The organism is Phytohalomonas tamaricis (genome assembly GCF_003012345.1).
Classification (GTDB): Bacteria; Pseudomonadota; Gammaproteobacteria; order Pseudomonadales; family Halomonadaceae; genus Phytohalomonas; species Phytohalomonas tamaricis.
The window spans coordinates 245221-269980 of record NZ_PVRV01000019.1; the positions used below are offsets into that span (position 1 = coordinate 245221).

Sequence of the window (24760 nt, forward strand, 5' to 3'; positions counted from 1 at the left end):
CGTGTCAGATGCGTAGCATTCTGAACGTTATCGCATCGTAACCACTTTCAGCGTAGCAACGTTGCAACAAAACGACACCCTCAATTGGCAATCTCATCCTTTCGTCTGGCATCGTGGGCTATCATCACCCCTCGTTTTCGCTCTGGAGATGGATATGGCCCCTTTCGAACTTCACTCCCGCCTTGCCGCTGATACCGCCCCGATCGCTTCGTTGCCACTGTGCCACGTGCTGTTGATGAATGATGCCCGCTACCCGTGGGTGATTCTGGTACCGGCTGTCGCTAACATTCGCGAAATCTATGACCTGACACACAGCGATCAGACAAAACTGTGGCAGGAAATTACCGCCGTCGGCGAAACCCTGATGACGCACTTCAACGGTGACAAACTGAACATCGGCGCACTCGGTAATCAAGTGCCTCAATTACACGTTCACGTCATTGTGCGTTTTGGCGATGACGCCGCATGGCCCGGACCGGTCTGGGGCCAGGGACAGGCAGTTCCGTATGATGAGCCACTGCTTTCGCAGCGTGTCAGCGAATTACGCCAGCGTTTCGAAGCGTTAACGCTTTAATACGTGCACAGCTAGCCGAGAAAGCTCGGCGGTGGCGCTGAGCCACCGGCAAAGAGCAGACCAATGCCAAGAGCAACGATGACCAGACCGCCGATCAGTGCTATCGCTTGCGTGGCATATCCCATCCAGCGCCGCTCATGCGACGCCAGCCGACGCATCCAGCCACGCGCCACGACGGACAGCGTCGCCAGTGTAGCAATGGTGATCGCCGTACCGGCGGACATCGCCATTACCGCCAGTACTCCCGCGCCCCAATGGCCAAGTAGCGAGGCGGCGCCCAGCATGAGAATAGCGCCGCTGCAAGGCCGCAGCCCGATCGCCAGCACAGCGACCGCCGCGTCGCGCCAGCTATGGCCGACGCTGGCCGGATCGATATGATGGGCATGACCGCAGCCGCACATGGCATCATGAGTATGATCGTTAGTGACACCAAAGGCAGGACGTGGCGAGGTAGCCACCGAGAAAGTCAGCGCCTCGCTGCCGGACGCCGGCAATACCTGAGCGGCCGGCGAGTCACCTCGGCTATGGCTGTCGCGACGCTGAAGCTGCCATAACTGGCGAAGCGCACGTACGCAGAGCCACACGCCAAGCACCACGACCATGACGAAGCTCGCCTGCTCCACCGGGCGCACACTACCCATTGCCTGGCGTGTCAGCCAGCCCAGCCCGAAGACCAGCACGCTCATGATGATCACCGCCATGAAGCCCTGCAGCAGTGCGGCAGCAATCGACATGGCGATACCGCGCCGTAGCGCCGCCCGCTGGGTAAGCATGTACGTGGTCATTACCGCCTTGCCATGACCCGGCCCGAGGGCGTGAAAGATACCGTAGCCGAAGCTGAGTCCGATCAGGCTCAACCAAGTAGAGGAGGTGGCCCGCTCGGACAATGCCATCATCGCCATGGTCAAGCCACGCTGGAAATGGCGCTGCCATTCCAAGAGTTGACCAATCAGCGCGCTCCACAGCGCATGGACTGATGCCGTTTCAAGCGTGACAAGTATCAGGCTTCCCAACAACAGCGCCGCGCCCAGCGAAATCAGGTAGCGGGACATGTGACGACTCCGGTATCGGCGAAGTAACTGCCCAGACCGTCCGGTGCCTGAGCGTCAATATCGATGGCCGAGGCCTTGGCGACCAGCGCGGGATCAGGGTCGGCCTTGTTGATATGCCCCTCACAGCCTTCAGGCGCATTGATCAGCCGCAGCGGCGTCTTGGCCTGATCATCATGGAGAAATTCAATGAAGTAGGTCGCATCATAGATGCGATAGCGCAACGGTTTGCCATCGAGCGCCAGCGGCTCGGCCAGTGGCAATACATAGTCGAATTCAATGCGCTTGCCGTTTTGCATCACGTTGTACTCATCTACTTGGCCAAACGCGAGATCGTGACCGTCGTGCTTAACGTGCGAGAGGTAATGTTCCTGCTTGAGGTTGGCGAGAATTTCCGCACCGAGCGCATCAAGGCGCTGGTTCATGTTGGTGCCATCCTTGACCTGCGACAGCTCTTCAATCAGCGTCAGGCTATAAAAAGGGTCCATCATCCACGCCTGTTCCAGCGCGATGACCCGGCCCTGGTCGTCAAAGCGCACGCCAACGCGCAGGTCAACCCAGCCGTGAGGATGAGCATTAACCGGTGAGGCCGTGAATAACCCCACCAGCAGTGCAATCCCCAGCCATTGACTCCTACGTCCAGTCGCCGCTCTATCGTCTCGCATATCCGCATCCTTTTTTGCTACCGATGCGCATACGCAGGTCATCGGCGCATCAGGGTATCGCGGGCGACGCTAACCGATTTTGCAAGCTCATCACAAGTGAATCGAAATCACCCGGCGCCAATACGCTGCTGCCGCGCCGTCCATTCAGCACAAGCTGCGTGCCGGCGGGCACAGCGCTGGCCTGAGCGCTGATGCGCCACGGTGGTCTGGCTGCATATTCAGCATCGAGCCGGCCCAAGGCCTGATCACCATGAACGATCACGAACCCCTGTTCGGCAAGTGTGACCATCATAACCTGCAGAACGCGATCAGGTGATGCCGAGAAGGTTTCGGTGCGTGGCTTAGAGGCGACCGGCGCTCCCGCGCATCCTGCCAGCAGCACAACTAGAAGTACCGTGACGCCTTTTTGCATGATGCCTTTGGCATGGCGGGTCACATCAAGAAACGAAGTAGTGGTGAAAATACGCATCAGGGTCTCTCCCGGCGGGAAACCGATGAATCCAGACGCGAGCGCAGTGCAGTAAATACCGCCTGGCAGAAAGGCACGGTTGCCGCAGCGCGGGCCTGAATATCAAAACCATCACTCTCGGTCACTGTCTCGCCTCGCGTGACAATGAGCCGATGACCATCAGCCACAATCGATACACGCTCAGTGCGCACCGGATCGCTGCGAAAGACCCACCATGGATCGGCCAGCCCCTCGGCAAAATGGCGCCGATTGTAATTCCCGTACCAGCTGCCTCGCCACGCACTGTTGATGGCTCCCAAGCCCGGCATCGAGCTGACGCGCTCAGCACTTATCAGTCCCAAGCGCGTTTCAGTATCTCTAAGGGTAAAGCCCTGCTGCTCAAACGTGGCCGCAGCCGCACGCATCCAGACGACTCTATCGACATTACCGATCGACTGCACGCAGACCTCGGGCAGCGTGGAGACTTCCGGCTGCTGCAACGGGTTCGTCGCCTGAAGGACGCTACAGCCAGAGAGAAACGCAGCAATAGTCACTACTATTGCAGAAGAATACCCGTGTCGTTGTCGATTCATTATTACCTACCCTCCTGCAGGTGACTGGCCTGCTTACTTACAGCATAGGCGGTCACCTTGATTGCGTAGCGATCCAAACGTAGGGCACCGTAAGCGACTCATAATGTCAGCTTGGCGACACACTATCTCATCGCTCAACGTTAGTCCTGTTTCCGATACGGCGGGCTACGTTACATTGATAAGAGCTTATCGGTACACCTCGCTGGACCACGTACCGAAGGCCACCATTAACAATCACAACGCGCTATCACCGCTTCGAGGACGCTTAGACATGCATATCCTGATTGCTCCGGACAGCTTCAAGGATTCACTTTCCGCGCGCGATGCCGCAAGCGCCATCGCGCGCGGTGTACGCCGTGCCCTACCGGATGCCGAGATTACCGAGCGTCCCCTTGGCGATGGTGGCGAAGGTACGCTTGATGCCGTGCTTGCCGCCACGGGCGCTGAAGCGCGGCAGGCAATGGTCCAGGACCCGCTCGGCCGTGAGGTAAGCGCCACTTGGGGATGGATTGCCCCGCGACGTACCGCCATTGTAGAACTCGCCGAAGCGAGCGGGTTGCAGCGTTTGAACCGCGCAGAGCGCAACGCCTGCACCACCACCACTTATGGTGTTGGCCAATTGATCAAGCAAGCGCTCGACGCCGGTGCCGAACACCTGATTCTGACCCTGGGCGGCAGTGCCATCAACGATGGCGGTAGCGGCATGATGATGGCGCTGGGGGCGCGCTTTCTCGATGCGGATGATGTACCGCTTCCTCCCGGTGGTGCCGCGCTGGCTCAGCTTGCGCGCATCGATACCTCCGGCCTTGATGGGCGCCTTGCGCAGCTCACTGTTGAAGCTGCCGTCGACGTCGACAATCCGCTGTGTGGACCGCGCGGCGCGAGCGCAGTATTCGGTCCGCAGAAGGGAGCAACGCCGGATCAGGTGGCACAACTTGACCAGGCGCTATCGCGTCTGGCCGATGTTGCGGTCAAGACCTTTGGTAGCGACCATCGTGACATCCCCGGCGCCGGTGCTGCCGGTGGCATGGGCTATGCGGCGCTGGCATTTTTTGATGCCACGCTACGCCCCGGCATTGCGCTGGTCATGGAACAGGTCGGCTGCCTTGAGGTAATGAGCCGTGCAGATTTGGTGATCACCGGGGAAGGCCAGCTCGACGGACAAAGCCTGTCCGGCAAGACACCGGTCGGCGTGGCACGTGCCGCACGCGAGCATGGCGTTCCCGTCGTCGCCTTGGTAGGACGACTAGGTGAGGGCTGGCAAGCGGTGTTCAATGAAGGCATCAACGCTGCCTTTGCCCTTGCCGATGGTCCGATGACGCTTGACGAAGCACTGCCGCGTACGGCTGAGCTGCTGGCCGATCGCACCGAGTCGGTTATTCGCCTGTGGCAGGCCGGGCATGCCAAGTGACAACACCAGGCCACAAGGGGCATCTCTTGAACCTGTACGTCTCATCCCCATATATAGTTAAGCAGCGCCTGTATATTTCGCCTACGCTAACAATCACGTTTAACGTACGTATATGCTCTCAAGGAGGAAGATCATGTCCGAGATGAATGCCATCGGAATGCAGACATCCAGCGCTAGCACACTGGCTGACAAACTCAACGAACTGCTGGCCAACTACCAAATCTTTTATATGAATGCGCGTGGCTTTCACTGGAACGTTCGGGGGCCGCAATTCTTTGAACTGCACAATCAGTTCGAGGAGATTTATACCTCCTTGCTGACCAAGATCGATGAAGTCGCCGAACGTATCCTGACGCTGGGCTTCACTCCGCTACATGCCTACAGTGATTACGCCAAGACCAGCACCGTCAAGGAAATCACCAACGTTCATAACGGTGATGAATGTGTACGCGGCATGATTGAGGGTTACTCCACGCTTATCAAGATCCAGCGTGAAGTGCTGGTCGCCGCCAACGAGGCCAATGACGAAGGTACTTCCTCGCAGATCAGTGACTATGTTGGCGAGCAGGAAAAGACCGTGTGGATGCTGTCGGCCTATCTGGGTAAATAGTACGGCCTCAGTCAGAGACGTTATGAAAAGCCGCTGCCTTGTGCAGCGGCTTTTTTTCATTCGAATCAGGCATCACGGCATCATATGCGGCATGTTCCTGAAATTTTTCCTAGGCTTGAACATAACGAAACGCCGTAAATCAAGGAGCACCATTGGATCATCCCAGCGGTAATGCCCAGCGCCTGGTAACGTTGGCAGCACGGCTCGGCTATGTTGCCAAGGGTATCGTTTACGTCATGGTGGGATGGCTTGCGGTGATGGCGGCAGCCGGCCTCGGCGGGCAGCGCGGCGGCACGTCTGCCGCCATCAATGAGCTTGCCGGGCAGCCCTTCGGCAGCGTCATGATCGGTCTGCTCGCCGCTGGCCTGTTTTCCTACATGGCTTGGCGCATTATTCAGGCTGTCTTCGATGCCGAGCATAAGGGCCGAGGTCTGCGCGGCATTGTTGTACGGCTCGGCTTTCTGATCAGTGGCTTGATCTACGGTGCGCTGGCACTGCATTGTATCCAACTTCTGATGGCCGATGCGTCAGGAAACAGCTCCACCCGTGGGCGCACCGCAGAGCTCATGAGCCACCCTGGCGGCATCGCTGCAGTATTAATCATTGGTGTAGTGTTCGGCTTCGTCGGTATCCGCCAGATATGGAGGGTCTGGCATTGTAGCTGGCGTGCCAATTGGCATACCCATGAGATGCCCGCTCATCACCTGCGTATTGCCGATGCCATTTCACGCTGTGGGCTAACGGCACGGGGAATTGTCTTTCTGATTATTGCCGGCTTTCTCTGTCTCGCTGCTATCAATACCGACCCGAACCAGGCCAAAGGTTTGGGAGGAGCACTTGTCACCCTCGCAGCTCAACCGTTCGGCCCGTGGCTGCTCGGCGCAGTAGCGTTAGGGCTTATCGCCTATGGCGGCTACTGTTTTGTCAACGCTCGCTACCGTAACGTCGATGCTTGATGACACCGGCTTCGGCGCATCCGGTCACCAGCTCAATGGTTTGAATAGGGGTCAACGTCACCGACTTCCGGTAGCTGTTTCTTCATTCTTATTCCCAGTTCATTGAGCGTCCTCGCCTGGCTCACCAGACTCCCCTGCCCCGTGCATAACCGGTTCATCGCCTGACGATGGCTGCCGGTGGCACGTTCTAAGTGCGTACCTACTTCTTCCATACTGGTGACGAAGCCGTGAAACTTGTCGAGCAGCTTTTCGGCACGCTCGGTGATCGCCCGCGCGTTGTCATTCTGCTGCTCAATCCGCCACAGGCTGGCGACGGTACGCAGGCTGGCAAGCAGCGTAGTGGGCGTAACGATCACGATGTGGCGGGCAAACGCATGGTGAAACAGGTGATCGTCATGCTCGAAGGCCACGGCGAAGGCCGGCTCGATCGGCATGAACATGAAGACCAGATCGGGCGCGGAAAGGCCATTGAGGCGCGGATAGTCCTTGGCTGATAGTGTGTCGACATGGTTGCGCACCGAGCGCAAGTGCGCCTTTAGCGCCCGCTCGCGCACATCGTCCTCGCTGGCATTGACGAATTCGCTGTAGGCCACCAGCGACACCTTGGCATCGACGATCAAATGGCGTCCTTCGGGCAAATAGATAATCGCATCCGGACGGCCACGGCCCTGCTCGCCCTCAAGCGCCACCTCACGCCGGTATTCGATGTTCTTGCGCAGCCCCGAGCGTTCAAGCACCTTCTCGAGGATCAGCTCGCCCCAGTTGCCCTGCATCTTGGTGTCGCCTTTCAGCGCGCGGGTCAGATTGGCAGCGTCCTCGCTCATCTGGCGGTTGAGCCCGGCAAGCTGCTCCAGCTGGGCGGAAAGTCGTGTACGTTCACGCATCTCCTCGCCATGCAGCGCTTCGACACGCTCACGAAACTGCCCAACCTGTTCACGAAACGGCTGCAACAGCGCTTCAAGATTATGCTGACTCTGCTGCGTGAAGGTGCGATTGCGCTCGTCAAAGATACGCCCGGCAAGATGCTCAAACTCGGTCTTGAGCTGTCCGCGTGCTGCTTCGAGCAGCGCCAGCCGCTCGGCGTGATGCGCGCTGTCCTTGTCACGGATCGTCTCAAGCTCAACACAACGTGCCTGCCAGTGCTGCAACTCATCGCTCAGACGTTGAAATTGACGATCGCGCTCACTGAGCTGACGCGCCTGTTCACCGCTGTGCTGGCGTTCGCGCTCCAGCAGGACATCACGCTCGGCCAGCATGCGCTCAACCTCCACCCGTGCGCTCTGCTGCTGCTCATAGCGTTGTTCGAGCTGCTGGCAGTCATGCTGGTAGGCGTCACGCAGGCGCGCCAGCCGCATGCGCATGATTAACGCAGCGCCAAGCGCTCCAAACAGAAAGGCAATCAGCACCGCAGCAATGAGCGATGACTCCATGGGGCGCTCCGTTAAGCGTTGACAAGAAATTGATGTCGCTAGCTTATCCGATCAACGCGCCGTTTGATGCTTCAAAAAGACGGCTTGATTGCACCAAAGATTGGCCGAAGCGCCTTTAAAAACACCCATCATTGGCTAGTCTGGAGACACGAGACATCACTAGACGGCTAATTATTTGCTCAATTGCGTGATGCAAAGCCGAAACGTTCAGACCAACAGGGACGACAACCGTATGGAAACCATTGCACTACCTAATAGTGATTTGAACCCCAGCCGTATCGCCTTGGGCACCTGGGCGATAGGCGGCTGGATGTGGGGGGGCACCGATGAACAGCAGTCGATCCGCACTGTACAAAGCGCCGTCGAGCGCGGCATTACATGCATCGATACGGCGGCCGTTTACGGCTTTGGCCGGTCGGAGGAACTGGTTGGACGCGCGCTCAAAGAAGGTGGGCTGCGCAATCAAGCGGTGGTGGCCACAAAATGCGCCTTGAACTGGAACGATAACGGCCCCTATCGCGACGCCAGCCGCGCGCGGATCGAACAGGAGATCGACGACAGCCTGCGTCGGCTGCAGACCGACTACATCGATCTCTACCAGATTCACTGGCCCGACCCGACCCGCGAGATCAGCGAAGCCGCCGAAACGATGCGCGAGCTCAAGCAGAAGGGCAAGATTCGCGCCGTGGGCGTCAGCAACTTCTCGGTCGAGCAGATCCGTGAATTCGAGAAGGTCTGCCCGCTCTCCGCCGTACAGCCGCCCTACAACCTGTTTGAGCGTGGCATTGAGGACGAACTGCTGCCAGCGCTGCGCGAGGACGGTATCGGCACGCTGACCTACGGCGCGCTGTGTCGTGGTCTGCTGTCCGGCAAGATGAAGCGCGATACCCAGTTCGAAGGCGACGACCTGCGCCAGAGCGACCCCAAGTTCCAATCGCCGCGCTATGAACAGTATCTCGACGCTGTCGAGCAGCTCGACCGCTATGCGCAGGAACATTACGGCAAACGTATCTTGCACCTGGCACTACGCTGGCTGCTCGATCAGCCCGGCGTATCCGTGGCGCTATGGGGCGCACGTCGCCCTGATCAACTCGACCCCGCTAATGAAGTAATGGGCTGGTCACTCGATGAGAAAGCCAAGCAGGACATCGACCGCATCCTCAAGGACACTGTCAAGGACCCGGTTGGGCCCGAGTTCATGGCTCCGCCGACGCGTAGCGAAGTGTAAGGAGCCATGAAGGTGTTATGGAAAGCCATGGCTCCGCCGACGCGCAGCGAGGTGTAAAGAGCCACAAAGGTGTTGCGAAAAGCCATGGTGCTATCAGCACGTAATGATGTGTAAGGAGCTGTGCGACACCACAAAAGAGTGTCTACGCTTTTAGAACGTTTCGATAAACATGGTCTGGATTAGGCCATCAAGGATCGTGGCAGCAGTGATTTCTGCGGGATGGCCTTATCGGCCGCCGCGATCCTTTACGAAGCAGTCAATTTTGCACGTACTCGATAAGACAAGGAGTCCATCGATATGAGCCAGCAACTTAACGGAACTCGCGTCGCTATTCTCGCCACTGATGGTTTTGAAGAAGCCGAACTCGCCTCGCCGCGCAAGGCGCTTCAGGATGCCGGTGCACAGATAGATATTGTAGCGCCCAAGAGTGGCACCATTCGTGCCTGGGCCAAGACCGAGTGGGGCGGTGATTATCCGGTTGACCGTACCCTCGACGAGGTCAAGTCAAGCGATTATCACGCGCTGATGCTGCCAGGCGGGGTGCTCAACCCGGATCAGCTGCGTCAGAACGATCAGGCACTCAGTTTTACACGTCAGTTCTTCAAGGATCACAAGCCGGTAGGCGCCATCTGTCACGGCCCGTGGATTCTGATCAATGCTGACGTCGTTGAAGGTCGCACCATGACCTCCTATCCGTCCATCGCTCAGGATCTGAAAAATGCTGGCGCCAACTGGGTCGATGAGGAAGTAGTCGTCGACAGCGGCTTTGTCACCAGCCGCAAGCCGGACGATCTCGATGCCTTCAATGCCAAGCTGATTGAAGAGATCGACGAAGGTAAGCACAGCAAGCAACACGCTTAAATCTGTCTTCGCGCAGGGCATCTTGCTTGGCAGGCCCATTTAGCAAGATGCCTTGCTTGAAGCGATACACCTGTTGCCTTTTATGACATGCGACCACGGGAGAAACATCATGGATTCGATCGATCTTCCCGGTACAGACATGCGTTCTAGTCGCTTTGCGCTAGGCACTTGGCCGATTGGCGGTGCCATGTGGGGGGGTAGTGACGAAAAGGAATCGATTTGCACTATCCACAAGGCGCTTGAATGCGGCTTTACCTGTATTGATACCGCTGACGACTACGGCTTTGGCAAGGCCGAGGAGACCGTCGGCAAGGCCGTCAAACAGGCCGGTCTCCGCGACAAGATTTTGCTTTCCGACAAATGCGCCCTCAACTGGACCAGCGACCAGCAACTTTATCGTGACGGTAGTCGCAAGCGCATTCTTGAAGAAGCTGAAAACGCATTACGCCATCTGCAGACCGATTACATCGATCTTTACCATGTGCATTGGCCCGACCCGAGTACACCGATGCAGGAAACGGCCCAGGCGATGCAAGAGCTACGTGACAGTGGCAAAATCCGTGCAGTAGGTGTCAGCAATTTCACGCCGGATCAGATCAATGAATTCGAGCAGATCTGCCGAGCTGATGTCATCCAGCCGCCTTACAACCTGTTCGAGCGCGGTATTGAAGAGGAATTGATTCCCTTTCTGGAAGATCGGGATGTCACGGTCATGACGTTCAGCGCGTTGTGTCGCGGCATGTTGTCCACGTCATCTCTGGATGACAAGCAGCAAGACATCTTTGTGCGCTCCGCCGATCCTAAATGGCAGGAGCCGCGCCTTACCCAGTACCGCAGCGCCCTGCATATGCTTGAGGATTTTGCCCGCGACAATTATGGCAAGCACGTTGTCCATCTTGCGCTGCGCTGGTTGATCGACCGCGAAGAAACTCACCTGCCCATCTGGGCTGCGCGTCATCCCGAGCAGCTGGATGTGGTTACCGAGCTGTGGAATTTCTCGCTTGATGACGCCGCCATGAAAGAGATCGATCGTATCCTGCTTGACACCATTAAAGATCCGATCGGCCCTGAAAGCTTCATGGCGCCGCCTTTACGCAATGAATTAGAGCAGTAAGTTGGCAGAGTTACCGTAAGAATTTAAGGCTATCAGAAAGGCCAATAGCAGAACTCAGGGCCGAGTTAATGGTCCAGTAATAGGTAGAGTGTTTAAGTTTAAATCGACGACATGGAGGACGTTGAAATGAGTTTACAAGGTACACGCGTTGCAATCGTGGCAACACATGGCTTTGAAGAAGCCGAGCTGAGTTCACCGCGCGAAGCGATGCAGGCGCAAGGGATTGAAGTGGATATCGTTGCGCCAGAAGGCGGCGAGATTCGTGCTTGGGCGGAAACCGACTGGGGCGATAATTACACTGTCGACAAGACTATTGACGAAGTCAGCGAAGCCGATTACGACGCACTGATGCTGCCAGGCGGTCATTTCAATCCGGATGTACTGCGTACCAACGAGAAAGTTTTAACTTTCGTTCGCAGCTTCTTCGCAGCGCATAAGCCTGTCGGTGCTATCTGTCACGCACCCTGGATTTTAATCAATGCTGGCGTAGTTGAAGGACGTAACATGACGTCCGTGCCATCCATCTCGCAGGATCTCAAGAATGCCGGCGCCAAGTGGGAAGACAAGGAAGTAATCGTCGATAGCGGCTTTGTTACCAGCCGTACCCCGAAGGATCTTGAGGCATTCAATGCCAAGTTGGTCGAGGAGATCAGCGAAGGCAAACATCGCAAACAGCATGCCTGAACTGTCTTCTAACGTTGCCGCAACGCCAGTTCAAGCGTAATCGGCAGTAATCGATCACTTGCTATATAGCACATTATAAAGCTCGGCTACCTGACCGGTAGCCGAGCTTTATGCGTTGCCAACACTACCCTCTATGCGGCCACCAATATCTGCCTTTCAGTTTGCCAAGCAAAATTCAGAAGATGTAAAGACAAAGAGCGATTGAATATAGTAATAATAGTCATAAAAAAAGTAAGGCAAAAACTGTCATGTGCCCATGCTACGCTCTAGTAGCCAGAATTGTTTTGTGACTAGTCATGGATGCCCAGCCCAGCATGTTCGCTGAGCGTCCGCACAGGAGTGAGATATGGATAATAAAGATCGGGTCCTGACTAACCGTCAAGGTCACCCTGTCAGTAACAATCAGTCCCAGCGTACGGTCGGCAGCCGTGGCCCAGCAACGTTGGAAAACTATCAATTCCTCGAAAAGATCAGTCATTTCGACCGCGAGCGTATTCCTGAGCGTATCGTTCACGCGCGCGGCTTCGTCGCCTACGGCGAATTCGAAGCGACCGGCATGATTGGTGACGAGCCGGCGTCTAAGTACACCCGCGCCAAGCTGTTCCAGGAAGCAGGCAAGAAGACCGATCTGGCGATTCGTTTCTCAACCGTTATCGGTGGCCGTGATTCTTCCGAAGCCGCCCGTGACCCACGCGGTTTCGCGGTCAAGTTTTACACGGAAGAAGGCAACTGGGATCTGGTCGGTAACAACCTGGCAGTCTTCTTCATCCGTGATGCCATCAAGTTCCCTGATGTCATCCACTCCCTGAAGCCCGATCCGGTCACCTTCCGCCAGGAACCGAACCGCATACTGGACTTCATGAGCCAGACGCCGGAATCGATGCACATGCTGACGCACCTGTTCAGCCCGCGCGGCATTCCGGCGTCCTATCGCCATCAGGAAGGTTTCGGCGTCAACACCTACAAGATGGTCAATGAGCACGGCGAGACGGTCTTGGTGAAATACCACTTCCACCCGCGCTGTGGCGTTGCCAGCCTGACAGAGGCTGAAGCCGCTAAGGTGCAGGGGCAGGATCTCGGCTCCGCTTCCAAGGATATGTATGACGCGATCGAACGCGGTGACTATCCGCAGTGGGACGTGTTCGTACAGATCATGGAAGACCATGATCACCCCGAACTCGATTGGGATCCGCTCGACGACACCAAGATCTGGCCGGAGAATGATTTCCCGCTGCGCAAGATTGGCGTGATGACGCTGAACCGTAACGTTCAGGATCATTTCAACGAGAACGAGCAGATCGCCATGGGTACGGGTGTACTCGTCGACGGTCTCGACTTCTCCGATGACAAGATGCTGGTTGGCCGGACCTTCTCCTACTCCGACACCCAGCGCTATCGCATCGGTGCTAACTACCTGCAGCTGCCGGTCAACCAGGCGAAGAATGCCCGGGTGGCGACCAACCAGCGCGGTGGGTCGATGGAGTACTACGTCGACAAGGCGCCGGGCCAGAATCCGCACATCAACTTCGAGCCGTCCATTCATAATGGCCTGCAGGAAGCCGAGCGTCGTCCTGAGAACCCGCCCGAGATCAGAGGCCAGCTGACACGCAGCGTGATCGAACGCCGCAATGATTACGTTCAGCCGCGCGCCCGTTACAACACTATGATGGACTGGGAGCGCGACGAGCTTATCAACGTGCTGGGCGGAATGCTGCAGCAGTGTGAGCGCGATGTGCAGGAACGCATGCTGTGGCACCTGTTCCTGATTCACGATGACTACGGCAACCGTATCGGCCAGATGATCGGCATGAGCGCCGACGACGTGCGTCATCTCGAGCCGTTGCACAGTCAGGTACTGACGGAAGAAGACAAGCAGCGCCTCGCCAAGCTCGGCAACAACGGCGACAAGATCGATCCAACCGTCTGGGGCAAGTGGACCAGCTCGGTCGAGAACCGCCCGGCGACTGCCGAAGAAGTTCTGAGCGGGATGATGGAATCGAAGCAGACCTATCCCGGTCAGTAAAAAAGCACGCCACCGGTGAAGTAATGCCGACGTAGAGAGTGGCTTGTTGCTACATCGACAATGTCACTCACTACGAGGGGTCCGGATGCCATCAGGCATCCGGATTTTTATTGCTGCACCTTTTCTATCGCCGATGCCACGCTTGGACGTTTCATCACTTCATCGACCTGTTCAAAACTGCGCTAACCGGTGGCGGTACATCCGGCATCCACCATTAACCTTTCCTCATAAGATAAAACAACGTGCCCCGTACCCTGGGGACGCTTTCATCAACCTCATCACACCGAACAGCACCCCGAGCGCAAGTCATCAGGCAACGATGGCACTTAGCGGCTAGACTGATCACTACGCAGCATGCCAGGAGGTATTCATGACCCCATACATTCGAACAGTGGCTCTCGGTGCAGTATTTGCCGTGTGGCACATCACCCCTGCCCTTGCCGATGACTGTAGCGCTCAGCGTCAGACAATGACCAACAGCGCTGCGCAGGCCCGCGCCCAAGGCGATGATAGCCATGCCGCACAGCTACGCAGCAGAGCAGAGAGCGCTCGTACACGCTGCCTGGGCAACAAACAGCAGGAACAACGTACCGAGACAATTCGCGAACGTGCCGATCAAGTAAGAGAACGCCAGCAAGAACGCGAAGAGGAACGACGCCTGCGGACGCAGCGTCAACAGAACGATCAATAACCACCTTTTGAGAAACGGACTAGAAGTGAAACGGGGTCTGCTCGGGAGATGGGGCTGAGCCATTTCCATGCTGGTTGTCATCAGCCGCACGCAGCCCCAGCCAGCGCGCAATCACGGCGACGACATACGCCTGCTCAGCCGCGCTCAATGCGCGCCCCTTGTCGAGGCCATGCCATTTAGCCAGGCAACTGCGACAGCACGTACCGGTGGCGTGCTGGGCAATGAACACTGGATGGCCCCGCCACGGCGTCTGCTTACCATCATTGGGTGGCATCGCCGGCGCCAAACGCCGGGCGATAAAGTCATAGGCATGCGCAGCAATCAGCGCATCGCCCTTGGCGTCGAGATAGACCCGCTCCTTCGCGCCAAGGCGGAACTTGCGCCGAAATGCAGAATCCTGCAGTCGGGTGAGCACCTCATCGATACGATCCATACGCTCGGTCATGCCTTCAGTATAGAAAAGACGCTGACCACGCTCCAAATGGTCAGTGCCTTTCATTTATCAATATCGTCTCAGAAGCGCCGCGCGATGGCAAAAAAGCGTGCGGTGACATCAGCCGAAGCCGGACGCGTCTTAAGCGACACCGCTACGAATACCGGCAGGTTAAGCATCAGTCCCCAGAAGCCGGCGTGGATACCGAGCGGGTTCTTGAACACTACGGTGAATAATACCGTCAGCGCGAAGCCCGCCACGATACCTGCCGTAACGCCCACCTTTGAAGCGCGCGGCCAGAAGAACATGCCAATAAATGCCGGCAGCACCTGAGCGGCAAAACCGAGCCCGATCAGCAAAATCATAATCAGATTGGCCGGCTCGGTGATCGCCACCGGTGCGACGATCAGCGCCATGATCGGAATCAGCAACATGCGAGCCAGCCGGCCAGTAGCGGCATTGGAGAGCTTGAATGCCGGCTGGAGGATATCCTTGGCATAGGTCAACGCCGCTGAATGGATGAACGGCTCGCACGATGACATCGCCGCCGCCAGCGTGCCGGCGCCGAGAAGCCCCGTCAGCACCACCGGCATCGAGGCCAGCGCCATCTCCAACGCGACAGTATCGGCACGGGCCAGATTAGGCAGGCTGAACACGCCAATGAAGCCGACCACCACCATCGGCAGAATCACCACGTAGTAGGTCGGCAGCCAGGTCGCACTGGTGCGAATGGTCTGCTTGGAACGCGCGCTCATCCACTGGGTCCATACCGGAGGCATGAACGATAGCATCGAGACGATGATCGAAGTGGTCCAGAATGCGAAGCTCATGTCGCCGCCAGCGCCGGGCAGCGTTAAGAACTCGGGCCGCTCAGCCTTGAACCGTGTGAAGATGTCGCCGAACCACCACTGCCCTGTAAACGCATGGGTTGCCCACAGCCCGATCGCCCAGGCCACCATCAGCATCAGCGCGCCCTGAAACGCGTTGGTCAGGCCGATGGCGCGCTGACCGCTGACGTAGAGATAGATCGCCATCACGCCAAGCACCAGCGTAACGCCGGCCCACACCGGAATCTTGCCCCCACTCATCACGTTGAGGATGTAGGCCGAGCCAATCGTCTGCAGTACCGCGTAGGCAAGCGTGCCGATCGACATCACGAAGGCAGCGAGTGCGCCGAGCGCGGCGCTTTCGTAGCGGTCAGCGATGGCACTGGCTTGGGTGACATGGCCGAAGCGTGCGCCGAACTCCCATACCTTGGGACCGAAGTACCACGCAACGATGGCGAGATAAGAAAGATAGATCACCACGTAGAACACCGGCACGCCCTTGCTGTAGGCCCACCCCGGCGCGCCCATGAAGGTATAGGCACTGATGCTGCCAGCGCCGATCAGCAGGTAAAGCACCACCGCGTTCATGCTGCGCCCGGCCACGCCCCATTCTTCCAGCGCCTGCATCGAGCGCCCGCCGCGCGCCCTGAGGCCAATCACCAATGCGATGACGACATAAGCCAGCGTGATCGCCAGCGGTATGGCGCTAGTCATGACTGTCCTCCCGCTCACCTGCGCCCAGCAGACGGTTGGCGATCACCATCAACACCACGCTGGCCAACACGATCGCGTAGGCCCACACGGTGATCAGTGGCAAGCCGAACACCACGCGGGCATGGTTGACCAGCGCAATCAGCGGCCAGCAGCCGGCGGCGATCAAGGCGATGAACAGCACAAACAATACCCAGCCACGCCGGGTGGTCGGCAGCACGATGCCCTGCTTCATGACAGTTCCCTATCCAAGATAAACGATAAACGGAGGCAATCATGGTCAGTTAATTGACCGAGAAGCGATTGTACATGGCAGGGCAGCGGAAACGGCAGGTTACGCCTCTGCGTTTTTGTCTTTCTCCTTCAGCGGCCGGCGCGTCGAATCGCGCACCATCAACTCGACCGGAAATACCTGCTGCTCGCACGGCCGCTCGGGGTGCTCCAGAAGATAATATGTACCTCGATATGGTCAAAGTACACCGGTGGTGAAATGCGTAACGGTGATAGAGATCAAGAAGTGCCGTGGCGGAGGGGTCTGCAACGTCGGCCTTAATGCCTGGTTGTTATTTGTGCTGCTACACGTCGGCTTATTTAGTTGTGGCAGCGACCCGATTCGTCGGATATCGATACCGGAGCCCCGGAATAACCGCTTGGGTTACTCCGGGGCTCGGTTTCACAGGGCTTTGTCGACTCTGACGATACGCTCGGACTGGGCCATGCCCGCTGGCGTCCCGGCTTCATCCAGAGCGGTGAGATGAGCAATCAACGCTTCGAGATCGGAAATACCCGTATCGCGATGCGTCTTGGCGTCCTTCAAGACAGAAAAGCCGTCGCCGCCTTCGGCTAGAAAATCGTTGACTACCACACCATAGAGCTGCTCCGCATCGACCGGCTTACCCTCGATGCGCATACTTCCGGGCACCACACGGTCATCTGTCGGTCGACCAGCATCCCAACGATAGCTGAAGCTACTCGACACCTGCAAAGGACTGAAGCCTCCATCCTTACGCCACTGCTGATTCAACAACTCTTGCAGCTGAGCACCCGTCAAGGTGAGTAGGATCAAGCTGTTATTGAAGGGTTGAATACTGGCCACCTGCGAATACGTCAGGTACGTCTGTCCAGGTTCGAGCATGAAATCACCACGAATTCCGCCGGGATTCATAAATGCCACTTGCGCCCCCATGGGTTTGACCGCAGCCAATTGAGCGTCGGCAATCAGGTCTCCCGCCTGTGCTTCACCCGCCTGATTCGTCTCGTGACCAATCCGTTTACCCTGGATACGGGCAATGGGCTTTTGCAGTATTTTTCGACTTTGCGACTCGATTTCGGCCTGCAATGCGGCAAGCTTGGGATCTGCCACGTAGCGCTTGGGATCTGCGATCAGGTTCTCGGCTTTGACAACCGTCACCTGATGCTCACCCGGCATTACGCTCAGAGTAAGGTGCGTTAATACATGCCCGTAAGAATCCCCTTGCGTTACCGTCAGGCGTCCGACACGGCAAAGATACCCTTGGTGCGTATGCGCGGAGACAAGCACGTCGACCTTTGGCGACAAACGCTGAGCGATGTCTACGATATCGCCTTGCAGATGCTGACAGTCGGGCTTGTCGAACGGCTCTGGCGTGCTGCCTCCTTGATGGATGACGGCAACAATGGCGTTGACGCCCTGCTTATCAAGTTCCGGGATCAACTTGTTGATCGCTTCGGCCTCATCAGTGACTTTTAATCCTTCCATGCCGCTGGGTCTGACGACTGACGCCACATCACGCAGTACCGCGCCCACAAAGGCCACCTTGACGCCGTGCACTTCCTCGATGCGATAAGCTGGCAGCAGGCTGTTGCCTGTCTGCGTATCAATGACGTTCGCGGCTAAATAGGGAAAACCGGCACCGCTGAAATTGGCCTTGAACGTACAAGCCTTGTCCTTGCGAACAGACTCGCAACCTCCTCTAATCTGGCGGAGCAGCTCCTCCTTCCCGGCATCCAGCTCATGGTTACCTAGCGCCGATAACTTCAGCCCCATCATGGTGAAGGCTTCAATTGTCGGCTCATCGGCCCACATCGCAGAGATCGGTGGACTCCCCCCGACCAGATCGCCTGCGCTGATAAACAGGAGTTGTGGATCCTGCTCACGAAAAGTGTCCAGCATGCCGCCGAGAGTAGCGATGCCGCCAGCATTGACCGTACGGACACCGTCCGGTGCCGTCGGATCAGGGTAACGAAAAGGATTCGCCTCGATGTAACCGTGAAAGTCATTGATGGCCAGGATGTTGACGTCGACGGGCGTACGCTGCGGGCTTGCACACCCGGGCAGTACCAGCAGCATGCAAACCGCCAGCCAGCGTCGCGATGACCTATTTTGAAACATGGGTAAGCTCATCATCACGTTAACCGGACTGAATGAGCGGGCGTTGCCTCCCTCTCTTGCTGAAAAGGCGTGTCCATGCCAGCACGCAGCAGCAGAATCTTCAGATGATCCGTAAGCTTCTCGATACGGTCCTGAAAATGGTTATGGAACACCATGCCCATCAAGGCGACGGCAATGCCCAGTGCCGTGGCATATAGCGCCGTGCCGATCCCTCTTGAGACTTCACCGGGATCGGACACACCCGCCTCCGCAAGCACCTTGAACGTGTCGATGATGCCAAGAATCGTACCCAGCAGTCCCAGCAGCGGAGCAGCAGTGACCACCGTCTCGAGGATCCAGAGCCCCGACGTCAATCTGCTGCGCGTCGCGATATAGATTGATTCACTCAAATCTTCCAGATCCTTGTGCGTCGTCAGGCCCCGCTTCTGCTCAAATAATTGGCGTAGCAATTCCAGCGGCAGGCTTTTACGGCGCACCAGCTGCTCAGGCAATTCCTCGATGCTCTGCGTCTGAGGATTTAACGCCGTTTCGAGCTTGACGGCCTGACGCAGATTAAAGCTGAAGAAAACGCCTCGCTCGACGATGACGAACGCCGCCAGGGCTGCCGCACCGTAAAGAATGTAGAAGGTTAAATCGTGGAGCAGGTCCATGTTCATGGTGAAACCTCAATAGCCGTACAAGGGCATCGGCTTCGGCAAGAATACCGAAGCCGACAGATTCATTTAGAAGGTTGCTTCGAGGGAGACCACCGCGGTGCGCTCTTCCCCCACGTTGTAATAGGATGTGTTGGAGCTCAGCCCGTTGTATGGCTCGGCATTGAAGCCGATACTACTTGCGGAACTGAGATACTCCTTGTCGAAGAGGTTGTTGATGGAGAAGCGTATGGCTGCGCTCTTGAGCATCGTATTGTCGACAGGTAACCTGACTCCGGTATTCAGATCGAAGACTGTCCTTCCAGAGATCTTTTCATCATTGGTAAGGTCGCCGTAGTAGGAGCCGACATACTTCCCGACGATATTGCCGTAGTAGCGACCATCGTCGTAACCAACACTCAGGTTGAACATGTTCTTGGGAACGTTAGCGACCTGCTTGCCCTCCGTCGGCAGCTCAACGCCACGGGTAGTGATGTTGTCCTGCTGCTCCGACTCCGTGTAGGTGTAGGAAGCGTAATAATTGAAGTTATGCGGCAGCAGTCCGCTCCACTCGAGCTCCAGACCCTTGTTCACCACCTCCCCCACGTTAATCATCACGTATTCGCCATCAGTATCGCGACTAGAGAGCTGGCGGTCCTTGAAGGTCAGATAGAATGCCGTGGCGCTGAGCGCCATGTCGTCCCGGCTGAAGCGCCAGCCAAGCTCATGGTTCCAGCTGAGCTCGGGGTCGAGGTTGATTGAGTCCCCGGTGTTATACAGCACGTAATTCTGCGGGGTACGCATGTTGCGCGTGACGTTGTAAAACGCCTGGTTGTCCGCGTTGATCTGGTATTTCGTACTGAAGTTCGGCAAGAACTCGTGGTAGGTCGCCTCGCGCTTCTCCGGCTCGTCATAAAGGCTTTCGCGCTTACTGCCCTTGCGCTCAACGTACTCATAGGAAAGCCCAGTAGTGAACGTCAGATCCGGCGAGAAGTACCAGGTATCCTGGGCCCAAAGCTTCTGGGCAGGCGTAACCGTGTAATAGTTCCGGCCCTGTACGGTTTGACCATTCGCATCGACGACCTGATTGGATGACTCGTAATCGGCCCAGATGTCCTCGGGCGTGCCGTCCTCATTAATTGCGATATACGGTTGGCTCTGGCGTTGGCGCGCGCGTTCATACCAATAGCCAAAATCCAGGCTATGCGCCTCGTTGAGGTCCCACCTCATCTTGGTCGTGATACCCGAACGCCAGGTTTCGGTCCAGGACGGCCGGTAGTAGGTATTTGAGGACAAATTGCTCAGATCGTAATTGCCAGCCTGATCCGAGCTGCTGGATAACGTGGAAGCCGAACCAGAACTGAAACTACCGCCATTGGCCCAGTAGTAATAAGGCTGCAGGGTCAGAGTAAGGTCATCACGCAGTTGGAGACGCTGGGTCAATGACGCCGTTAGATTCTCGAACGGGTTGCGATTCAGCTTGTAATAGTTGGTGATCTGCCCGCTGCTGTTGCGCTGTGGCGTTTCCGCATAGTCGTAATCACGCCCATAAGTCTCGAACTGCTCCTTGCTAATCGTCATGTAATTATAATTTTCCTGACGATGGTACTTCACGATTGCATTGGTGGAGTTGCCGTTGCCGTCTTCGAACAGCGCATTCCACTCGACCTTGTCGGCCTTGAGGCTACCTTCCCCTTTCCATTTGTCTGCCTCTTCATGGGAGGCAGAAAGGTAGCTGCGAAACCCGTTGTATTCACCCGTATTAAGGCGGGCGAATGTTTTCTTCAGGTTATTCGAACCCACCGTCTGTTTGACAAAGACATTGAAGTCATCTGTAGGCCGCATGGTCACCAGACCGATGTTACCGCCGCTGGAACCGATATGCGGGGCGTCGGCTTCCGAAGACCCCTGCGTGACGAAAATCTCGCTGAGGTTTTCAGGATCGCCCAAGAGGTTAGGGTATACGGCGTAGTTACCCGAATCGTTGATCGGAATACCGTCCATCGACAAGCCGACCTGGTCGGAGTTCATGCCGCGCATAGTGAAATTGGTACCGCTCAGCCCCGTGGAATCAGCGGTGGTCACGTTGATGCCAGGCGTGTACTTGAGTTTATCCAAGGCATTCGCGGTAGGCGTCATCTTGTCCAACGCCTCCTTAGTTACGGTGGAGCGTGCCTTGCCGCTGTCTTCCTGTACCATGAGGCCGTTGCCCAACGTCTGACCTTGGACGTTAACCTCGCCGACATCCATCGTTTCCTGACTGCTTTCGCTAACGGTTGATTCTTGATCGCTATCAGTAGCCGTTGCCTCTTGAGCTAACGCATAAGGTGTATATCCCGCCATGCTGGCCGCCAACAACATTGCATGAGGCTTACTTAGTTTCACTGTCCCGCTCCCTATGATTATTAATATGAAAAACGGCTATCGCCTTGCTGTGTAGTTAAACGTCACGGTGAATCTTTGTTTTTCTTTTCCCGAGAATGCCTCGGCTGGGAAAGGTGAGACTTTCTTCATCCGGCCCAAGCTTGTCATTGCGGCTCTGTTCAACAACATGTTTCTGGTTTTCGTCTCGATCCCTGAATCGATAACGTTTCCGCTTCGGTCTACAATCAGCCACAGTACAACGGCACCTTCAGGACGTTGCAGAGATGCCTCTCGCCCCCGAGGGTATTGCTTATAATTTTCAAGTTCCCGACGTAATTCCTCGGTATATTTATTTTCCAAAACTTCAGCATTATTGGCCGTTGAGGCTGAGGCAGCCTTGTGTAATGACGCTGATGGCGTCGAAGCATTTTTCGCCACATCTGTCACAGGTTGCGGTTTATTTGGCTTCACGTCGGCCGCAGGCTTCACCTCCTTTTTAACCACTTTTGGCTCGGGCTTTTCCTGCTTCTTCGGCTCAGGCTTGGGCTTTTCCTGCTTTTTTGGCTTTGGCTCGGGTTTGGGTTTGGGTTTGGGTTTGGGTTTGGGTTTGGGTTTCGGAGGTTCGACAATCTCCGCCTCTTCAGCCACAGGGAGCGGCGGCACCTCGGCTTTGACAAGATCTGGCTCTGGCTCTGGCGGCACAATATCCGGTACCGGTTCGGGCTGTGGCGCTAGCTCCGCTGAATCTATCAAGGCCAACTCAACCGTGCTTTCGTCATATTTCGGCTTTATTTTTAGATCTTCATGCGTGGCCGAATAAGCCATGGCTGCCAGAAGAAAAGCCGAGGGGACACACGCAATTAGCTTGCGAGCCTTATAAATAGCGAACATGTTTTTTATGATTTTCTAGTGGCAATTGAGACAGAAGAGAAGCCATTGCGCTTCAATTGATCCATAACAGAAACAAGCCGTTTGACTTGAACACCTTGATCACTATTTATGATAATGGTCAGTTTATTATTATCATCTTGAAGGTCCTTCAAACGAATCATCAATTCAGATTCGCCAACATCCTCTCCATCTAATTGCATTTTATCTTCAAGACCTAACGTGATAATGGCCTTGTTCTGCGGCTTAAGTTGTTGTGACTGGCTGGCTGAAGGGAGCTGAGTTTTAATACCCAAGGCAGGAATAACATTGAGACTTATCAGCACGAAGAAGACTAATAGAAACATCATTACATCAATCATGGGGATGATTTCTATATGTACTTTTTTCTTCTTATTCACTTCCCAGTTGCGCATAACTTCTCCATATAGCAGCCATAACCTAGGCAGGCTTTCCTGTCCATTACCTTTCGATGTCGAAAGGAACGAGGCCATATAATCGTTGGCATTTGTTACGAAATAATGAAGAATTTTTTTATTACTTACCGGGAGTGTCATGCCAAATGGAAAAACGTCTTCTCGCTAAAGAGCAACTGGACATCCCATGCCCTTGCGGCAGCGGACAACGCTACGCCGCCTGCTGCCATCCCTACCACAGTGGCGAGCACGCTGCGCCGACGCCAGAAGCCTTGATGCGCTCACGCTATAGCGCCTTTGCCCTTGGCGGGCTGGGTGACTATCTGCTTGCCACTTGGTACGAAGACAGCCCAAACAGACCCGACGTCACTCCGGCTGAGCTCGACCAACGCGATACCCAGTGGCAACGCCTGGAGATAATCAACAGCATGGCTAAGGGCAGTAAGGGAGAAGTGGAGTTCAAGGCGCATTTCGTGGAAAACGGCCTGCCCCAGGTGCTGCATGAACGATCACGCTTTACCAAGACGGGCGGGCGCTGGTACTACGTTGATGGTGTGGCAGATCCCCGCTCGGCACCTAGCGTCGGCCGAAACGATCCCTGCCCATGCGGCAGCGGTAGGAAATTTAAGAAGTGCTGCGGTGCTTGAAATGCGTCAGTAATTGACTTCAAGCCGGCTGTCTCAGCATTGACGATTTTGAGTTCGCCGATTAACGCAACGTGTGCGGCAACACGCTCGGCCAGATAGCGCAGCGCCTGCTCGGCATAGGCACGTGGCGTGTCGCTTATCGGGTTCGATCACGCACGTCAGCGTTGGCCTTTCCTCAATACTTTTTGGAATACATCAGAACCCATACAGCCGCGCCGGATTATCGAAGAAGATACGATGGCGCATTCGCTGGCTTGAAAACCACTCACCGATCAGATTACGCATTCTTCCGGTGTTGGGCATGCCGTTGATACCAAAATACGGCGGAGCGATATGAGGCCAGTCGCTGCCGTAAAGCAGCCGTTCCGGGCCGACCTTGGCCAGAGCCTGGGCGAAAGCTTCAGCATGCTTGTAGTGATCCTGACCCGCATCGATGCGATAGGCACCCGACAATTTGACCCATGCGCCATGCTCAACCACAAGCTCAAGCAGTGCCTGGAAACCGTCGGACTCAGTGCCCAGACCGGCGGGCATGTTGCCCATGTGATCGATGACCAGCGGCACGTGCAGGTGGGCCAGCAACGGTAGCATCTCCGGCAAATGGCGCGCATCGAGCAGCAACTCCATGTGCCAGCCAAGGCGCGATATCTTGAGTGCCAGCGTACGCAGGTCGGTAACCCCAATGTGATGGTTGAATAACATATCGACCCGGATGCCGCGTACGCCGAGTGCGTCCATACGCCTAAGCTCGGCGTCATCCACATCAGGATCGACAACGGCCACGCCGCGCAGCATGTCGGGATGTCTCGCCAGAATGCCTAGCATGTAGCGATTGTCACTACCGTAGGCACGGGGTTGCACCAGTACGCCGCGCATCATGTTCGTTGCTATCAACATGCCTAGATAATCCGCCTCGGGGGCAGCCGGCGGCGTACAGGGGCGCGCGGCCACCAGCGGGTAGGCATCGCGGTCATTACTGAAGGCATGCGCATGACAGTCACATGCACCACTCGGGATATTGAATGTCGGCAGATCGACGCGCGGATCAGGTGGCGGACACGGCTCGTGCGGGGAAAGGTTACTGAAGGCCATGGCCTGCTCCGTACAGTACTTGCTAAAGGAAAGTGCGTTCAG

25 protein-coding genes are annotated in these 24760 nt (G+C 56.4%); 11 read left to right on the forward strand and 14 right to left on the reverse strand.

Annotated features, from left to right (window positions below; translation table 11 throughout):
• Nucleotides 1–154: 154 nt before the first annotated feature.
• Entirely contained in the window at nucleotides 155–574 is a 420-nt protein-coding gene (locus C3Z11_RS03095; RefSeq protein ID WP_106476178.1) for an HIT domain-containing protein, read from the forward strand.
• A gap of 11 nt (nucleotides 575–585) precedes the next feature.
• Here C3Z11_RS03095 and C3Z11_RS03100 read toward each other — a convergent pair whose 3' ends face one another.
• Genes C3Z11_RS03100 through C3Z11_RS03115 form a run of 4 tightly spaced genes read right to left on the reverse strand, consistent with a single transcriptional unit; the run spans nucleotide 586 to nucleotide 3329 of the window.
• Nucleotides 586–1626: a nickel/cobalt transporter gene (locus C3Z11_RS03100; protein ID WP_106476180.1), complete on the reverse strand. Its 1041-nt coding sequence runs from the start codon at nucleotides 1624–1626 to the stop codon at nucleotides 586–588.
• The gene (locus C3Z11_RS03105; protein WP_106476182.1) at nucleotides 1611–2288 is read right to left on the reverse strand and encodes a DUF1007 family protein; all 678 of its coding nucleotides are present in this window, start codon (nucleotides 2286–2288) and stop codon (nucleotides 1611–1613) included. The genes C3Z11_RS03100 and C3Z11_RS03105 overlap by 16 nt, the downstream gene beginning before the upstream one ends.
• Nucleotides 2289–2337: 49 nt before the next feature.
• A complete protein-coding gene (locus C3Z11_RS03110) occupies nucleotides 2338–2757 on the reverse strand; it encodes a hypothetical protein (protein ID WP_106476184.1) in 420 nt (139 codons plus the stop codon).
• The gene (locus tag C3Z11_RS03115; protein WP_158700909.1) at nucleotides 2757–3329 is read right to left on the reverse strand and encodes a hypothetical protein; all 573 of its coding nucleotides are present in this window, start codon (nucleotides 3327–3329) and stop codon (nucleotides 2757–2759) included. The genes C3Z11_RS03110 and C3Z11_RS03115 overlap by 1 nt, the downstream gene beginning before the upstream one ends.
• A 271-nt stretch (nucleotides 3330–3600) precedes the next feature.
• On the opposite strand from C3Z11_RS03115, the gene C3Z11_RS03120 reads away from it, so the two are divergent.
• The 3 genes from C3Z11_RS03120 to C3Z11_RS03130 all read left to right on the forward strand — a co-directional run bounded on the left by C3Z11_RS03120 (nucleotide 3601) and on the right by C3Z11_RS03130 (nucleotide 6306).
• Nucleotides 3601–4740 carry a glycerate kinase gene (locus C3Z11_RS03120; RefSeq protein WP_106476187.1) on the forward strand — a complete coding sequence of 380 codons (1140 nt, stop codon included), beginning with the start codon at nucleotides 3601–3603 and terminating at the stop codon, nucleotides 4738–4740.
• 133 nt (nucleotides 4741–4873) lie between these two features.
• Nucleotides 4874–5350 (forward strand): Dps family protein, encoded by a 477-nt coding sequence (locus C3Z11_RS03125; RefSeq protein ID WP_106476189.1) that lies wholly within the window; start codon nucleotides 4874–4876, stop codon nucleotides 5348–5350.
• A 152-nt stretch (nucleotides 5351–5502) separates the two neighbouring features.
• Entirely contained in the window at nucleotides 5503–6306 is an 804-nt protein-coding gene (locus C3Z11_RS03130) for a DUF1206 domain-containing protein (protein ID WP_262927203.1), read from the forward strand.
• 32 nt (nucleotides 6307–6338) lie between these two features.
• Here the strand turns inward: C3Z11_RS03130 and rmuC are convergent, their stop codons facing one another.
• Nucleotides 6339–7736 (reverse strand): DNA recombination protein RmuC, encoded by a 1398-nt coding sequence (rmuC, locus tag C3Z11_RS03135; protein ID WP_106476191.1) that lies wholly within the window; start codon nucleotides 7734–7736, stop codon nucleotides 6339–6341.
• Between the two features lie 232 nt (nucleotides 7737–7968).
• Between rmuC and C3Z11_RS03140 the strand changes: the two genes are divergently transcribed.
• The 6 genes from C3Z11_RS03140 (at nucleotide 7969) to C3Z11_RS03165 (ending at nucleotide 14337) form a co-directional block, all read left to right on the forward strand.
• Nucleotides 7969–8964, forward strand: a complete 996-nt coding sequence (locus C3Z11_RS03140; protein ID WP_106476193.1) for an aldo/keto reductase — start codon at nucleotides 7969–7971, stop codon at nucleotides 8962–8964.
• 297 nt (nucleotides 8965–9261) lie between these two features.
• A complete protein-coding gene (locus C3Z11_RS03145) occupies nucleotides 9262–9825 on the forward strand; it encodes a type 1 glutamine amidotransferase domain-containing protein (RefSeq protein WP_106476195.1) in 564 nt (187 codons plus the stop codon).
• 109 nt (nucleotides 9826–9934) lie between these two features.
• Nucleotides 9935–10939: an aldo/keto reductase gene (locus C3Z11_RS03150; RefSeq protein ID WP_106476197.1), complete on the forward strand. Its 1005-nt coding sequence runs from the start codon at nucleotides 9935–9937 to the stop codon at nucleotides 10937–10939.
• 126 nt (nucleotides 10940–11065) lie between these two features.
• Nucleotides 11066–11623 (forward strand): type 1 glutamine amidotransferase domain-containing protein, encoded by a 558-nt coding sequence (locus tag C3Z11_RS03155; protein ID WP_262927204.1) that lies wholly within the window; start codon nucleotides 11066–11068, stop codon nucleotides 11621–11623.
• A 346-nt stretch (nucleotides 11624–11969) separates the two neighbouring features.
• Entirely contained in the window at nucleotides 11970–13646 is a 1677-nt protein-coding gene (locus tag C3Z11_RS03160) for a catalase (RefSeq protein ID WP_106476201.1), read from the forward strand.
• Nucleotides 13647–14016: 370 nt separating this feature from the next.
• Nucleotides 14017–14337, forward strand: a complete 321-nt coding sequence (locus C3Z11_RS03165) for a DUF1090 family protein (RefSeq protein ID WP_106476203.1) — start codon at nucleotides 14017–14019, stop codon at nucleotides 14335–14337.
• A 19-nt stretch (nucleotides 14338–14356) separates the two neighbouring features.
• Here the strand turns inward: C3Z11_RS03165 and C3Z11_RS03170 are convergent, their stop codons facing one another.
• From C3Z11_RS03170 to C3Z11_RS03205, 8 genes are all read right to left on the reverse strand, one after another.
• Nucleotides 14357–14836: a DUF4186 domain-containing protein gene (locus C3Z11_RS03170; RefSeq protein WP_262927205.1), complete on the reverse strand. Its 480-nt coding sequence runs from the start codon at nucleotides 14834–14836 to the stop codon at nucleotides 14357–14359.
• Between the two features lie 14 nt (nucleotides 14837–14850).
• Nucleotides 14851–16311, reverse strand: coding sequence for a sodium:solute symporter family protein (locus C3Z11_RS03175; protein WP_106476205.1), 1461 nt, complete (start codon nucleotides 16309–16311; stop codon nucleotides 14851–14853).
• Complete coding sequence (locus C3Z11_RS03180) at nucleotides 16304–16543, reverse strand: hypothetical protein (protein WP_106476207.1); 240 nt, start codon at nucleotides 16541–16543, stop codon at nucleotides 16304–16306. The genes C3Z11_RS03175 and C3Z11_RS03180 overlap by 8 nt, the downstream gene beginning before the upstream one ends.
• A 438-nt stretch (nucleotides 16544–16981) precedes the next feature.
• Nucleotides 16982–18679 (reverse strand): bifunctional metallophosphatase/5'-nucleotidase, encoded by a 1698-nt coding sequence (locus C3Z11_RS03185; RefSeq protein WP_106476209.1) that lies wholly within the window; start codon nucleotides 18677–18679, stop codon nucleotides 16982–16984.
• Nucleotides 18680–18693: 14 nt separating this feature from the next.
• A complete protein-coding gene (locus tag C3Z11_RS03190) occupies nucleotides 18694–19335 on the reverse strand; it encodes a MotA/TolQ/ExbB proton channel family protein (RefSeq protein ID WP_106476211.1) in 642 nt (213 codons plus the stop codon).
• Nucleotides 19336–19401: 66 nt separating this feature from the next.
• Entirely contained in the window at nucleotides 19402–21696 is a 2295-nt protein-coding gene (locus C3Z11_RS03195) for a TonB-dependent receptor (protein ID WP_262927206.1), read from the reverse strand.
• A gap of 36 nt (nucleotides 21697–21732) precedes the next feature.
• Nucleotides 21733–22566: an energy transducer TonB family protein gene (locus C3Z11_RS03200; protein ID WP_106476213.1), complete on the reverse strand. Its 834-nt coding sequence runs from the start codon at nucleotides 22564–22566 to the stop codon at nucleotides 21733–21735.
• A gap of 5 nt (nucleotides 22567–22571) precedes the next feature.
• Entirely contained in the window at nucleotides 22572–22979 is a 408-nt protein-coding gene (locus C3Z11_RS03205; protein WP_106476215.1) for an ExbD/TolR family protein, read from the reverse strand.
• 146 nt (nucleotides 22980–23125) lie between these two features.
• Between C3Z11_RS03205 and C3Z11_RS03210 the strand changes: the two genes are divergently transcribed.
• On the forward strand, nucleotides 23126–23626 hold the full coding sequence (locus C3Z11_RS03210) for a YchJ family protein (RefSeq protein ID WP_106476217.1): 501 nt from the start codon (nucleotides 23126–23128) through the stop codon (nucleotides 23624–23626).
• Nucleotides 23627–23821: 195 nt separating this feature from the next.
• On the opposite strand, the gene C3Z11_RS03215 is transcribed toward C3Z11_RS03210, so the two are convergent.
• Entirely contained in the window at nucleotides 23822–24718 is an 897-nt protein-coding gene (locus C3Z11_RS03215; protein ID WP_106476219.1) for an amidohydrolase family protein, read from the reverse strand.
• Between the last annotated feature and the right edge of the window lie 42 nt (nucleotides 24719–24760).

Coding starts and splice junctions, on each gene's coding strand:
- C3Z11_RS03095 (WP_106476178.1), top strand. CDS start 155: ATGGCCCCTTTCGAACTTCACTCCCGCCTTGCCGCTGATACCGCCCCG.
- C3Z11_RS03100 (WP_106476180.1), bottom strand. CDS start 1,626: ATGTCCCGCTACCTGATTTCGCTGGGCGCGGCGCTGTTGTTGGGAAGC.
- C3Z11_RS03105 (WP_106476182.1), bottom strand. CDS start 2,288: ATGCGAGACGATAGAGCGGCGACTGGACGTAGGAGTCAATGGCTGGGG.
- C3Z11_RS03110 (WP_106476184.1), bottom strand. CDS start 2,757: ATGCGTATTTTCACCACTACTTCGTTTCTTGATGTGACCCGCCATGCC.
- C3Z11_RS03115 (WP_158700909.1), bottom strand. CDS start 3,329: ATGAATCGACAACGACACGGGTATTCTTCTGCAATAGTAGTGACTATT.
- C3Z11_RS03120 (WP_106476187.1), top strand. CDS start 3,601: ATGCATATCCTGATTGCTCCGGACAGCTTCAAGGATTCACTTTCCGCG.
- C3Z11_RS03125 (WP_106476189.1), top strand. CDS start 4,874: ATGTCCGAGATGAATGCCATCGGAATGCAGACATCCAGCGCTAGCACA.
- rmuC (WP_106476191.1), bottom strand. CDS start 7,736: ATGGAGTCATCGCTCATTGCTGCGGTGCTGATTGCCTTTCTGTTTGGA.
- C3Z11_RS03140 (WP_106476193.1), top strand. CDS start 7,969: ATGGAAACCATTGCACTACCTAATAGTGATTTGAACCCCAGCCGTATC.
- C3Z11_RS03145 (WP_106476195.1), top strand. CDS start 9,262: ATGAGCCAGCAACTTAACGGAACTCGCGTCGCTATTCTCGCCACTGAT.
- C3Z11_RS03150 (WP_106476197.1), top strand. CDS start 9,935: ATGGATTCGATCGATCTTCCCGGTACAGACATGCGTTCTAGTCGCTTT.
- C3Z11_RS03155 (WP_262927204.1), top strand. CDS start 11,066: ATGAGTTTACAAGGTACACGCGTTGCAATCGTGGCAACACATGGCTTT.
- C3Z11_RS03160 (WP_106476201.1), top strand. CDS start 11,970: ATGGATAATAAAGATCGGGTCCTGACTAACCGTCAAGGTCACCCTGTC.
- C3Z11_RS03165 (WP_106476203.1), top strand. CDS start 14,017: ATGACCCCATACATTCGAACAGTGGCTCTCGGTGCAGTATTTGCCGTG.
- C3Z11_RS03170 (WP_262927205.1), bottom strand. CDS start 14,836: ATGAAAGGCACTGACCATTTGGAGCGTGGTCAGCGTCTTTTCTATACT.
- C3Z11_RS03175 (WP_106476205.1), bottom strand. CDS start 16,311: ATGACTAGCGCCATACCGCTGGCGATCACGCTGGCTTATGTCGTCATC.
- C3Z11_RS03180 (WP_106476207.1), bottom strand. CDS start 16,543: ATGAAGCAGGGCATCGTGCTGCCGACCACCCGGCGTGGCTGGGTATTG.
- C3Z11_RS03185 (WP_106476209.1), bottom strand. CDS start 18,679: ATGTTTCAAAATAGGTCATCGCGACGCTGGCTGGCGGTTTGCATGCTG.
- C3Z11_RS03190 (WP_106476211.1), bottom strand. CDS start 19,335: ATGAACATGGACCTGCTCCACGATTTAACCTTCTACATTCTTTACGGT.
- C3Z11_RS03200 (WP_106476213.1), bottom strand. CDS start 22,566: ATGTTCGCTATTTATAAGGCTCGCAAGCTAATTGCGTGTGTCCCCTCG.
- C3Z11_RS03205 (WP_106476215.1), bottom strand. CDS start 22,979: ATGCGCAACTGGGAAGTGAATAAGAAGAAAAAAGTACATATAGAAATC.
- C3Z11_RS03210 (WP_106476217.1), top strand. CDS start 23,126: ATGGAAAAACGTCTTCTCGCTAAAGAGCAACTGGACATCCCATGCCCT.
- C3Z11_RS03215 (WP_106476219.1), bottom strand. CDS start 24,718: ATGGCCTTCAGTAACCTTTCCCCGCACGAGCCGTGTCCGCCACCTGAT.